Here is an 11,963-nt window from a genome sequence, read left to right on the forward strand (position 1 = left end):
ACGCGGCGGGCCCCGGCGCCGGCGGCGCCGCCGGCGTCGTGCGGGACGGTGCGCAGCTCGCCGTCCGCCACGACGGTGCGGCCGCCGACCAGCAGCCGGGCCAGCGGCGGCTGGGGGCCGAGGACGAGCGCGCACACCGGATCCTCGACGGCGGCGGTGAAGGCGCCGTCGACCCGCCACAGCGCCACGTCGGCCAGCTTGCCGGGCTCCAGCGTGCCGAGCTCGGCCGCGCGGCCGAGGTTGCGGGCGCCGCCCAGCGTGGCGAGCTCCAGCGCCTGCCGGGCGGTGAGCGCCGTGGGCCCGTTCCTGGCGCGCTGGAACAGCAGCGCCTGGCGCATCTCCCCCGCCATCGTGGTCAGCTCCGAGGAGGCGCTGCCGTCGACGCCGAGCCCGACGTTCGCGCCCCGCCGCAGCATCTCCGAGACCCGCGCCACGCCCGCGCCGAGGCGGCCGTTGGACGACGGGCAGTGCGCGGTCCCGGTGCCGGTCGCGGCGAGCCTGGCGATGTCGCCGTCGCTCAGGTGCACCCCGTGCGCCACCCACACGTCGGGCCCGAGCCAGCCGAGCTTGTCCATGTACTCCACCGGCCGCACGCCGAACTGGGCCAGGCAGTGCTCCTCCTCGTCCAGCGTCTCGGCCAGGTGGGTGTGCAGGCGCACGCCCTTGTCCCTGGCCAGCCGGGCGGCCTCGGTCATCAGGTCGCCGCTGACGGAGAACGGCGAGCAGGGCGCCACCGCGATCCGCAGCATCGAGGAGAACGACGGGTCGTGGTGGGCGTCGACGGCCTCGGCGGTGGCGGCGAGGATGCGGTCGATCGGCTCGACGACGTCGTCCGGCGGCAGCCCGCCCGCCGACCGGCCCCGGTCCATCGAGCCGCGCGCCGGGTGGAAGCGGACGCCGACCTCGCGGGCGGCCCCGATTTCGGCGGCCAGCAGGTCGCCGCCGCCCCGGGGGAAGACGTAGTGGTGGTCGCTGGAGGTGGTGCAGCCGGACAACGCCAGGTGGGCCAGTCCGGCGAGCGCCGCCCCGTGGACGACCTCGGCGTCCATCGCGGCCCACACCGGGTAGAGCGTGACCAGCCACTCGAACAGCGTCGCGTCCTGGGCCAGCCCCTGTGTGGCCCACTGGTAGAGGTGGTGGTGGGTGTTGACCAGGCCGGGCGTGGCCAGGCAGCCGGTGGCGTCGATCCTGGTGGCGGCCGGCAGGGCGGCCGGCAATGTGGCCAGCAGGGCGGGCAGCCGGTCCATCGGGCCGAGCCCGGTGATCCGGTCGCCGTCGATCCGGAGGTAGCCGTGCGGGATCTCGGGGCCGGCGACGGGTGCGAGGTAGGCGTTCTCGATCAGCAGGGTGGTCATGCGGACGCCTTGCGCTCGGCCGCCAGCCGGACCGCGTCGAGGATCTTCTCGTAGCCCGTGCAGCGGCACAGGTTGCCGGCCAGCGCCTCGCGGATCTCGGCGTCGGAGGGCCGTTCGACACGGGCGAGCAGGTCGTGCGCCTGCACGACGAGCCCGGGCGTGCAGAAGCCGCACTGCACGGCCCCGCACTCGACGAACGCCTCCTGCACGGGGTCGAGCCGGTCGCCCTCGGCGAGCCCCTCGACGGTGCGCACCCGGCGGCCCTCGGCCTGCCCGGCGGCCACCAGGCAGGCGCAGACCGGGACGCCGTCGAGGTAGACGGTGCACGATCCGCACTCGCCCTGCTCGCAGGCGTTCTTGGAGCCGGGCAGGCCCATCCGCTCGCGGAGCACGTACAGCAGGCTCTCGCCCTCCCAGACGTCCTCGACGGTCTCCTCGCGGCCGTTGACGGTGCATGTCAGGCGCATCAGGCGGCCCTCCTTCCCAGATGGTCGTGCCACGCCCAGGAGAGCGTGCGGCGGGCCATGACCGCGACGGCGTGGCGGCGGTAGGCGGCGCTGCCGCGCACGTCGTCGATCGGCGAGGCGGCCCGCGCGCACAGCTCGCCGAAGCGGTCCAGCAGCGCGGGGGCGAGCGGCGCCGCCCAGTCGAGCTCCTTGGCCAGGAACTCCTCCGCCTCCGCCGCCCGGCGCGGCGTCGGCGCGGCCGAGCCGAGCCCGGTGCCGACGCGGCGCTCGCCCGGGTGCAGCGCGATCGCGAACGAGCACACGGCGATCACCATGGCGTTGCGGGTGCCGACCTTGGAGAAGTACTGCGGACCTGTCGCCGGCGCCATGTGGAAGGCCCTGATGAGCTCGTCGGGGCGCAGCGCGTTGCGTTTGACGCCGGTGTAGAACCCGTCGGCGGGGATCATGCGGACGCCGCCGTCCCGCGACTCGGCCTCGATCAGCGCGCCGGCGGCCAGCAGCGGCGGGTGGCTGTCGCCGGCGGGCGAGGCGGCGCCCAGGTTGCCGCCGACGGAGCCGCGGTTGCGGATCTGCGGCGAGCCGACCGTCCGCGCCGCCTGCGCCAGCCCCGGCAGCTCGCCGCCGAACCGGTCGATGATCACGCTGTACGGCACGGCGGCGCCGATCCGGTGGCGCCCGTCCACGCTCGTCCAGGTGCCGAGCTCGGCCACCCGGGTGAGGTCGAGCAGCGCCACCGGCCGGCGCACGCCGAAGTTGATCTCCACCATGACGTCGGTGCCGCCCTGGACGGGCACCGCGTCCGGCTGGTCCGCCTTGGCGGCCAGCGCCTCGGCCCACGTGGTGGGGCGCAAGAAGTCCATCGTCCTACTCCCAGGCGAATCCGGCGTCGGGGGCGTCCTCGCGCAGCACCGTGCCCTCGATCAGGCCGTAGGGGCGGTCGGCGGCGTGGAACACCTCGTTGTCGTTGTCCAGCCCGAACGGGGTCAGGTCCACCGCGAAGTGGTGCCTGTTGGGCATCGCGAGCCTGATCTCGCACACCTGCGGGCAGGAGGCCAGCACGCGCTCGCCCATCGCGTACAGGGTCTGCTGCAGCGAGAGGCTGTACGTCCCGGCGAACGCCTCCAGCAGGTGACGCCGTACGGTCGCGTGGGCGGCGCGCTCGCCTTCCTGCCGCCAGCGGGCGTCGATCGCGGTGGCCAGGACGCGGGCGGCGGCGGGGCGGAGGGTGGTGTACTCGTCCACGGCGAAGCCGCGGAACTCCGAGCCGGTCGAGTTGAGCACCACCAGGCCGGTCAGCCCCGACACCACGGTGGTGCGGCCGTCGCGGTCGTGGTGCACCAGGCAGGTGCGCGCCTCGCCGCCGCCGCGCACGAACGAGTGGTCGCCCAGGCGGTCCCAGGGGTACTCCTCGATCTCGACCCTGGCGTGGTGGACGGCCGGCTGGGTGCCCACGTAGTGGCGGGCCAGCAGGAGGGCGAAGTCCTCTATCTCGCCGACGCCGTGCCTGGCCGCGAAGGCGTAGACGGTGTTCTTCTGCGTGTCGGTCGGCAGCACGGCCGCGTTGTCGCCGGTCAGGTGGACGGCCGTCATGTCGCCGGACAGGGCGCAGCTGACGTTGAGGTCCTTGAGGTGGTGCACGCCGCCGTCCCTGGTGACGCGCACGAGCCTGGTCTCCGCCTTGCCGTACCGGTTGGGTCCCAGAACGATCGCCATCTAGCTCCCTCGGTAGGTGGAGTAGGCGTACGGGCTCAGCAGCAGCGGCACGTGGTAGTGCTCGCCGGGGTCGGTCACGCTGAAGGTGATGACGACCTCCGGGTAGAAGGTGTCGGCCAGGTGGCCGCCGGTGTCGAACACCACCCGGTGCGTGCCCCGCCCCGGTTCCCAGCCGGTGATCCGGCCGTCGCCGTCGGTGCGGCCCTCGGCGACGGTCCGGCCGTCGTGCTCCAGCCGTACGCGCATCCCGGCGGCGGGCCGCCCGGTGACCGCGTCGAGCACGTGCGTGGAGAAGCTCATCGCCGCTCCGCCAGGAGCTTGCCGGCCCGCAGCTCGGTGATCTTGGCCAGTTCGTCGCGTACGGTGCGGCGCTCGGTCTCCTCGTCGTCCGTCAGCCGCTCGCGCAGCCTGGCGAGCATCTCGGCGCCGGTCAGCCCGGTGGCGCAGATCAGGTAGACGTGGCCGAAGCGGCGCTCGTAGTCCCGGTTGGCCTCGGCGAGCCTCGCGCGCAGGCCGTCCTCGACGCCGGACTGCTCCTGCCGCGACCAGGCGCCTGCGGCCCGTTCGCCGATCCTCGGGTGCGCGGCCAGCGCCTCCAGCACGTCGCTCCAGGGCAGCTCCCGCACGGCCCGGCCGGCGGCGTCCGCGAGGTCGCCGGCGGTCCGGTAGGGGCGGCCCGCCGTGACCCGGCCGGCGAAGGCCGGGGAGGCGCAGCAGGCCAGCAGGTCCCGTTGCGCGTCGTCGGGAGGCAGGGCGTTGAAGCGGGCCAGCGCGTCGTCGGGCATGACTCGAGTACACACATGGCGGTGGTGCCCGGTCCATCCCCGGGAACTCCCAACCGGGGCGGCGGTTGGCCAAGTCTTTTGTGTCATGCTCCAAGGCCCGCATCCGGACAGGTCCCGGGCCCGCCATAGACTGAGACCCATCATGACCCCTACCTCTCTGATCGGCGGGCACGTCTCCGTCACGGGCGGCCTGGCCAAGGGCGGGCTCGCCTGCATGGCCGAGATCGGCGCCGAAATGATCCAGGTGTTCGTCACCAACCCGCGCGGGTGGGCGCTCGCCGCCGGCCGTCCCGACCAGGACGCGCTGCTGGCCGAGTCCGGCGTCGACACCTTCATCCACGTGCCCTACCTGGCCAACTTCGGCTCGCCCAGCCCCGAGACGCTGGCCAACTCGGTCGCGATCGTCCGCCACACGCTGCGGCGCGGCGTCGACATCGCCGCCAAGGGGGTCGTGGTGCACACCGGCTCGGCGGTGTCGCAGTCACGCGACGACGCGCTGCGCCAGTTGCGCGAGCACCTGCTGCCGCTGCTCGACGAGATCCCCGACGGCGGTCCCGACCTGCTGCTGGAGCCGATGGCCGGGCAGGGCGCGATGCTCTGCGCGACCGTCCAGGACCTGGAGCCCTATCTGGCGGCGCTCGACTGGCACCCCAGGGCCGGGGTCTGCTTCGACACCTGTCACGCCTTCGCGGCCGGGCACGACCTGGCGGCCGAGGGCGGGACGCGGGAGACGTTCGACCTCCTGCACAAGATCGCTCCCGGGCGGCTGAAGCTGATCCACGCCAACGACTCCAAGGACGCGTGCGGGTCGAAGAAGGACCGGCACGAGAACATCGGCGCCGGCCTGATCGGCGCCCCGGCGTTCGGCGAGATGATGCGCCACCCGGCGGTGGCCGGCGTGCCGATCTGCATCGAGACGCCCGGCAAGACCGACAAGCACCGCGAGGACATCGAGACGCTCAAGCGGCTGCGTGACGGCTGACGGGGTGCGCACGGTCGCCCCCCGCGCACGCCCTTGACCTGTCGTGACAGGGGTGCCCGCCGGCCCCATCCGGCCGCCCCCGTCTGGCCGGATCGAGCCACGGCGGGCACCCCCTCACGTAGTCGGCCGGCGGGCCCTACCCCCCGGTAAAGGGCCCGGCAGCCGCGGTGACCAGTGTGGTCACCAGGAATCCGGCGCATCGTCCCGGGAGCCTCGCGGCCCGCCTTCCGATGTTCCGGAGTGGCTTCCGATGCCGAAACACTACGGTTGCGATCTTGCGGGCGAAACCCACTTGGCTGACAGCTCGCTGAACGGTCAGTAGTCATCGATGTACGGAACGTGTCCGCGCGACGGGCGGTCATCCGGGCGCGACGAGCGGTCGGGTGGTGGGTTCTCCGGGCTGCCGGAGGACGGATCGGCGGGTCGGGGCGGAACGTACCCGACCGGTGTGACCTGGGAAATCGTCACCATCACGGCACACGTCACGGGCGCGAGGCAGGCTGCCGCCGCGCTCCCGTTCACGCCCGCCCGGCGCGCCCGTGCGGGATCCGTCAGGTGATCGCGCCGCGGTGCTGGCGGACGAGCTGCTCCCTGACCTGCCGGGTGTGCCGGCGGCTGACCTGGAGGGTCTCGGTGCCGACGGTGAGCATCACGCGCCCGCCCTCGAAGCGCAGCTCGGTGACGTGCCGGGCCGACACCAGCGTGCTGCGGTGCACCCGGATGAAGCCCGCCTCCGCCCAGCGGCGTTCGAGCGCGGCCAGCGACATCCGCACCAGGTAGCTGCCGTCGACCGTGTGCAGGCGCACGTAGTCGCCCTTGGCCTCGGCGAAGCGCACCGCCTGCTGCGGCACGAAACGGGTACGGCCGCCGAGCTCGACCGGGATGACGTCGTCCAGGCCGGGCTCGGCGGGCGGCCCCGGCGCGGAGGCGACCTCCAGCCGGCGCACCGCCTCCGACAGCCGCTCGGCCCGGACCGGCTTGAGCAGGTAGTCGACGGCTTCGAGCTCGAACGCCTGGACGGCGCACTCGTCGTGGGCGGTGACGAAGACGAGCTTGGGCGGGCTGGGGAAGCCGCCGACGAGCCTGGCCAGGTCGAGCCCGTCGAGGCCGGGCATCCGGATGTCCAGGAACACCGCGTCGAGCCGCTCGCCGCCGCCGATCATCGCCACCATGTCCTGCAGCGCCGTGACGCCGTCGCAGGCGGTGCGCACGTGCTCGATCCGGTTGTCCTGCCGCAGCAGGTAGGCCAGCTCCTCCAGCGCGGGGACCTCATCGTCGACGGCCAGGACACGTAGCATGACCTCTACGCTGCCGTAAGAAAGCCGTGCTCACAACCCCAACGGCTACGTCGGGTAAAGATTCGGTCACAGAGGGGATCGGGGCGGGCCGAGTTGCGCCTTCGGCACGCGCAGCCGCACCTTGGTGCCGGCGCCGGGCGCCGACTCGACCACCAGGCCGTAGTCGTCGCCGTAGATCTGGCGCATGCGCAGGTCGACGTTGGCCAGGCCGATGCCGGTGCCCTCGCGGGCCGGGTCGTCGTCGAGGACCTTCCTGGCCCGCTCCGGGTCCATGCCCACGCCGTCGTCCTCGACCGTGATGTGCGCCTCCGGGCCCGCGTCGCGCGCCACGACACGCACCTCGCCGGTGCCGCCCCGGCCCCGCATGCCGTGCTTGATGGCGTTCTCCACCAGCGGCTGCAGGCACAGGAACGGCACGGGGACGGGCAGCACCTCGGGCATCACCTGGAGGCTGAAGCGCAGCTTGTCACCGAATCTGGCACGTTCCAGAAGCAGGTAGCGGTCGACGCAGGTGAGCTCGTCGGCCAGGGTGGTGAAGTCGTGCGCCCGGCGCAGCGCGTAGCGGGCGAAGTCGGCGAAGTCGAGCAGCAGCTCGCGGGCGCGCCCCGGATCGGTGCGGACGAACGAGGCGATCGTGGTCAGCGCGTTGTAGACGAAGTGCGGGGAGATCTGCGCCCGCAGCGCGCGCATCTCGGCCTCCAGCGCGCGCCGCCGCGAGGAGTCGAGCTCGGCCAGCTCCAGCTGGCCCGACACCCATCGGCCCACCTCGGTCACGGTGCGCACCAGGGCGGCGCTCAGCTCCCCGTCGAAGGCCGCCAGCGCACCGATGATCTTGCCGTCGGCGGTCAGCGGCACCACGACCGCGCCGTACGGCTCGCCGGGGAAGACCTGCGCGCGCCCGGCGGCCAGCGTGGTGCGGGCGTAGCTGAGCACCTCGTCGGTGCAGGGGCCGTCCCAGGCGAGCGCGGCGTCGGTGGAGGTGATCGCGACGGAGTGGGTGCCCAGCAGGGCGCGCAGATGGCGTACGGCCTTGCGGGCGGAGTCGCGGTGCAGCCCGGTCCGCAGCGCGGGGGCGGCCAGCGCGGCGGTGTGCAGCGTGGTGAAGGTCGCCTCGTCGCCGGAGCGGCCCTCGTCCCCGGCGCGGCGCCGGGCCAGCGTGTAGCCCAGGACGAAGGCGAGGAGGGGCAGCACCACGCACGCGGTGGTCAGCATGCGGAAACCGTAACCAACAACGCCCCGTGTTCGGGCGGAAACCCTACGGCGGGCCCTCGCCGGGTTCCTCCTGGTAGGAGTAGCGCTGTTCGCGCCACGGGTCGGCGACGTTGTGGTAGCCGCGTTCCTCCCAGAAGCCTCGGCGGTCCTCCAGGAGATATTCCACGGCGCGCACCCATTTGACGCTCTTCCACGCGTACAGGTGGGGCACGATCATGCGCACCGGGGCGCCGTGCTCGGCGGTGAGGGGGGCGTCGCCGAACTCGGTGGCCAGCAGCGTGCCGGGGGCGGTGAAGTCGGACCACCGGAGGTTGGCGCTGTAGCCGTACTCGGCCCAGATCATGACGTGCCGCACGCCGGGGCCGGGCGGCGCGGCCGCCATGAGGTCGGCCGGGCTGACCCCGCGCCACCGCTGGCCCGGCAGGGAGAACTTGGTGACGCAGTGGAAGTCGGCCACGACGTCGGTGCGCGGCAGCCGGTCGAAGTCGTCCCAGCCGAAGCGGTGCTCCTCCCCCGACGCGGTGGCGCCGGAGACGCGCAGGTCCCACGTGTCGGGCTTGAACGGGGGGACCCTGCCGTAGTGGATCACGGGTAGGCCGCGGGGCACGTACTGGCCCGGTGGCAGGCGCGGCTCCTCCACGATCACTCTCCTCACGGTCAGACGGTCCCGACCATCCTGCCACCGGCCGCGCGGCGGTTCGTCAGCGGGTCGAGTGCGCTACCATTGGCGCACTATGCGCACCGCGTTCGTGTTTTTTTATGGCGACGGACCCCCAGGTCGGACCGTTCGCCACCTGACGCTGCGCTAGCAGACAGGCGAGCAGAAAGGCCCCGGGTCCACCAGGACCCGGGGCCTTTCCGCGTTTTCCGGAGGAGTACAGCATGGTGATCGTGATGGGCCAGGAGGCCACCGGCGGCGACGTCGCCTCGATCGTCGCCGTCGTGCGGGCGGCCGGCGTGGAGGCGTTCGTGAGCAGGGGGGTGACGCGGACGATCGTCGGCCTGGTGGGCGACGTGACGCAGCTCGACGCCGCGAACCTGCGCGGCATGCCGGGGGTGCGCGAGGTGATGCGGGTCTCGACCCCGTACAAGCTGGTGAGCAGGGAGAACCACCCCGAACGCTCCACGGTGCGGGTGGGCGGGGTGCCGATCGGGCCAGGCACGGTGACGCTGATCGCCGGGCCGTGCGCGGTGGAGACGCCGGAGCAGACGCTGCAGGCGGCGCGGATGGCGCAGGCGGCGGGCGCGACGCTGCTGCGCGGCGGCGCGTACAAGCCGCGCACGTCCCCGTACGCGTTCCAGGGACTGGGTGAGAAGGGGCTGCGGATCCTGGCGGACGTGCGCGAGGAGACGGGCCTGCCGATCGTGACCGAGGTGGTCGACGCGCGGGACGTGGAGCTGGTCGCCTCCTACGCCGACATGCTGCAGGTCGGCACCCGCAACGCGCAGAACTTCGCGCTGCTGCAGGCCGTCGGCGCGGCGGGCCGGCCGGTGATGCTCAAGCGCGGCATGAACGCCACGATCGAGGAGTGGCTGATGGCGGCCGAGTACGTCGCGCAGCGCGGCAACCTCGACGTGGTGCTGTGCGAGCGCGGCATCCGGACGTTCGAGACCGCCACCCGCAACACGCTCGACATCTCGGCGGTGCCGGTGGCGCAGCGGCTGTCGCACCTGCCGGTGATCGTGGACCCGTCGCACTCGGGCGGCCGCCGTGACCTGGTGCTGCCGCTGACCAGGGCGGCCCTGGCGGTGGGCGCCGACGGTGTGATCATCGACGTGCACCCGCACCCCGAGCAGGCGCTGTGCGACGGCCCGCAGGCCCTGGTCGACACCGACCTGGGCGAGCTGGCGCAGGTCATGCGGGACCTGCCGCCGCTGCTGGGCAAGTCGGCGGCGGCCCCGGCGGCGCTGATCTAGAGCGTGTATTCCTGGATCGAATCGGCGAGCTGGACGGCGAGCTCCTCGGCGTCCAGCCGCTTCTCGATCTGCTTGAGGTCCTCGATCTTGGCCCGGGTCTCGGCCCGCTTGGGCGCGAGCAGGCTGCAGCAGTCCTCGTCGGGCAGCTCGGAGATCTCCAGGGTGCCGATGCGGCGGGCCTCGGCCATGATCTCGGTCTTGTCCCAGCCGACGAGCGGGCGCAGGATCGGCAGCTCGACCGCGTGGTCCTGGGCGGTGATGTTGGTCAGCGTCTGGGAGGAGACCTGGCCGAGCGCGTCTCCGGTGACGAGGGCGGCGGCGCGGATGCGGTGGGCGACCTCCTCGGCCGTCTTGAGCATGAGCCGCCGCTGGGCGATCACCGCGAGCCGGTCCTGGCCGGAGTTGCGGATGGACTGCTGGGCCTTGCCGAACGGCACCACCCACAGCCGCGACTTGCCCTGGAACCGGTCGAGCTTCCTGACCAGCGCGTAGGCCTTGTAGATCGACTCGGAGGTGGTGAACGGGATGCCGGAGAAGTGCAGGAAGTCGACGTGCAGGCCGCGCCGCATCATGCGGTAGGCGGCCACCGGCGAGTCGATGCCGCCGGACATGAGCACCAGCGCCCTGCCGCTGCTGCCGACGGGCAGGCCGCCCTGGCCGGGCAGGCCGCCGGTGAAGACGAACACCTCGTCTCGGTCGACCTCGATGGACAGGGTCAGCTCGGGCTTGCGCAGGTCGACGGGCAGGCCGTAGGCGTCGTTGATGGCGCCGCCGACGAACCGGTCGAGCTCGTTGGAGCGCAGCGGGAAGCGCTTGTCGCGGCGGCGGGAGCGCACCGCGAAGGTGGCCTTGCGCGCGACTTCCTCCTCGCGCTCGCCGATGAGCTCCACACCGGCCTTGAGCACCGCGTCGGGGTCCTTGGCGACCCGCCAGGCGGGGTGGATCCACACCAGGCCGGGCACGTCGGCGACGCGCTCGGCCACGGCCAGCGCCTGCTCGGCGGACGAGCCGTCGGGCAGGAAGATCGCGATGACGCCGTGCCGCCGGCGCACGTCGAGCTTCAGGCCGAGCTCCTGGAGCGCGTCGCGGATGTTGCTGATCAGGCGGCGTTCGAACAGCTCGCGGTTCTTGCCCTTGAGGACGATCTCGCCCAGCTTGAGCAGAACGCATGGCTCGCCCAGGGCGGACATCGTCATGGTGGAACCTCCGGGAAGACAGGGAATGTGCGCGCTCGTACCAACGCGGCGACCCATCGAGTTTAGTCCGTGACCGGCCTCCGGCGGATCCATGAGCACATCTCACGTTTCCGACACGCCAGGTTGACAGATAGTCGAGGTATCCATGCGAAAGGGACAGTGCTCCTGGCACAATCCGGAGACCCCTAATGCAAGGAAATTCACCACATGTCCGCTGTTGACCATTTCACCCACGGTCCGCTCACGCCGGTGCTCGCCTACGTGATGTCGTGCATGGGATCGATGCTCGGACTGCGGCTCACCGCCCAGGCCCACGCCTCGCGAGGCGCCTCGCGGATGCGCTGGCTGCTCGGCGCGGCGATCTCCATCGGCGGTACCGGCATCTGGGTCATGCACTTCATCGCCATGATGGGCTTCGAGGTCGAGGGCACCCAGATCCGCTACGACGTCCCGCTCACGGTCGCCTCGGCCCTGGTCGCGATCATCGTCGTCGGCACCGGCCTGTTCCTGGTCTCCTACGGCCGGGGCCGGGTGCCCGCCCTGCTGGGCGGGGGCCTGCTCACCGGGCTCGGCGTGGCGAGCATGCACTACCTGGGCATGTACGCGATGAACATGTCCGCGCACATCTCCTACGACCGCACGCTGGTGATCGCCTCGGTGGTCATCGCCGTGGTCGCCGCCACCGCCGCCCTGTGGTTCACGCTGCGGGTCAAGCGCACCATCTGGATCACCGCGGCCGCGCTGGTCATGGGCCTGGCCGTGGCCGGCATGCACTACACCGGCATGTTCGCGATGATCGTGCAGATCCACCCGGAGCCCGCGGCCGTGGCCGGGGCCGACGCGCTGGACTTCCTGGTGCCGCTCATGACCGTGATCAGCCTCATCACGCTGACCATGCTGCTCATGGTCATCCTCTCCCCGTCGGAGGAGGAGCTGAACGAGGACGCCGAGCTCGTGGCCCGCCTGGAGCGCCGCCGGCGCGCCGCCCAGGAGCAACAGCTCACCCACCCCGTTCTGCTTTGAAAAAAAAACAGAAAC

13 protein-coding genes are annotated in these 11,963 nt (G+C 72.4%); 3 read left to right on the plus strand and 10 right to left on the minus strand.

What is annotated here, in order from left to right; genetic code table 11:
• From ADY59_RS43940 to uraD, 6 genes are all read right to left on the minus strand, one after another.
• Positions 1-1,355 (minus strand): 8-oxoguanine deaminase (locus ADY59_RS43940; RefSeq protein WP_063780971.1); only part of this gene is annotated, 1,355 nt, incomplete at its 3' end.
• Complete coding sequence (locus ADY59_RS43945; RefSeq protein ID WP_049576251.1) at positions 1,352-1,822, minus strand: (2Fe-2S)-binding protein; 471 nt, start codon at positions 1,820-1,822, stop codon at positions 1,352-1,354. The genes ADY59_RS43945 and ADY59_RS43940, both read right to left, overlap by 4 nt.
• Positions 1,822-2,682, minus strand: a complete 861-nt coding sequence (locus ADY59_RS43950; RefSeq protein WP_049576252.1) for an FAD binding domain-containing protein — start codon at positions 2,680-2,682, stop codon at positions 1,822-1,824. The genes ADY59_RS43945 and ADY59_RS43950 overlap by 1 nt, the downstream gene beginning before the upstream one ends.
• Before the next feature lie 4 nt (positions 2,683-2,686).
• Positions 2,687-3,535 (minus strand): factor-independent urate hydroxylase, encoded by an 849-nt coding sequence (gene pucL, locus ADY59_RS43955; protein ID WP_049576256.1) that lies wholly within the window; start codon positions 3,533-3,535, stop codon positions 2,687-2,689.
• Positions 3,536-3,835 (minus strand): hydroxyisourate hydrolase, encoded by a 300-nt coding sequence (gene uraH, locus ADY59_RS43960; protein WP_049576259.1) that lies wholly within the window; start codon positions 3,833-3,835, stop codon positions 3,536-3,538.
• Positions 3,832-4,320 (minus strand): 2-oxo-4-hydroxy-4-carboxy-5-ureidoimidazoline decarboxylase, encoded by a 489-nt coding sequence (gene uraD / locus ADY59_RS43965; protein WP_049576261.1) that lies wholly within the window; start codon positions 4,318-4,320, stop codon positions 3,832-3,834. The genes uraH and uraD overlap by 4 nt, the downstream gene beginning before the upstream one ends.
• Before the next feature lie 142 nt (positions 4,321-4,462).
• Here uraD and ADY59_RS43970 point away from each other — a divergent pair, with 142 nt between their 5' ends.
• The gene (locus ADY59_RS43970) at positions 4,463-5,302 is read left to right on the plus strand and encodes a deoxyribonuclease IV (RefSeq protein WP_049576264.1); all 840 of its coding nucleotides are present in this window, start codon (positions 4,463-4,465) and stop codon (positions 5,300-5,302) included.
• 551 nt (positions 5,303-5,853) lie between these two features.
• Here ADY59_RS43970 and ADY59_RS43975 read toward each other — a convergent pair.
• From ADY59_RS43975 to ADY59_RS43985, 3 genes are all read right to left on the minus strand, one after another.
• Positions 5,854-6,600: a LytR/AlgR family response regulator transcription factor gene (locus ADY59_RS43975; RefSeq protein ID WP_049576267.1), complete on the minus strand. Its 747-nt coding sequence runs from the start codon at positions 6,598-6,600 to the stop codon at positions 5,854-5,856.
• A gap of 66 nt (positions 6,601-6,666) precedes the next feature.
• Complete coding sequence (locus tag ADY59_RS43980) at positions 6,667-7,812, minus strand: sensor histidine kinase (protein ID WP_049576270.1); 1,146 nt, start codon at positions 7,810-7,812, stop codon at positions 6,667-6,669.
• A 43-nt stretch (positions 7,813-7,855) separates the two neighbouring features.
• Entirely contained in the window at positions 7,856-8,452 is a 597-nt protein-coding gene (locus ADY59_RS43985; RefSeq protein WP_049576282.1) for a molybdopterin-dependent oxidoreductase, read from the minus strand.
• 242 nt (positions 8,453-8,694) lie between these two features.
• Between ADY59_RS43985 and aroF the strand changes: the two genes are divergently transcribed.
• Positions 8,695-9,729: a 3-deoxy-7-phosphoheptulonate synthase gene (gene aroF, locus ADY59_RS43990; RefSeq protein ID WP_049576272.1), complete on the plus strand. Its 1,035-nt coding sequence runs from the start codon at positions 8,695-8,697 to the stop codon at positions 9,727-9,729.
• On the opposite strand, the gene thiI is transcribed toward aroF, so the two are convergent.
• Positions 9,726-10,925, minus strand: coding sequence for a tRNA uracil 4-sulfurtransferase ThiI (thiI, locus tag ADY59_RS43995; RefSeq protein ID WP_049576275.1), 1,200 nt, complete (start codon positions 10,923-10,925; stop codon positions 9,726-9,728). The genes aroF and thiI overlap by 4 nt on opposite strands.
• A gap of 207 nt (positions 10,926-11,132) precedes the next feature.
• Here thiI and ADY59_RS44000 point away from each other — a divergent pair, with 207 nt between their 5' ends.
• On the plus strand, positions 11,133-11,948 hold the full coding sequence (locus ADY59_RS44000; protein ID WP_049576278.1) for an MHYT domain-containing protein: 816 nt from the start codon (positions 11,133-11,135) through the stop codon (positions 11,946-11,948).
• Positions 11,949-11,963: the final 15 nt, after the last annotated feature.

Origin of the sequence: Nonomuraea sp. SBT364, assembly GCF_001083785.1 — a bacterium.
In the GTDB taxonomy this organism is placed as follows: Bacteria; Actinomycetota; Actinomycetes; order Streptosporangiales; family Streptosporangiaceae; genus Nonomuraea.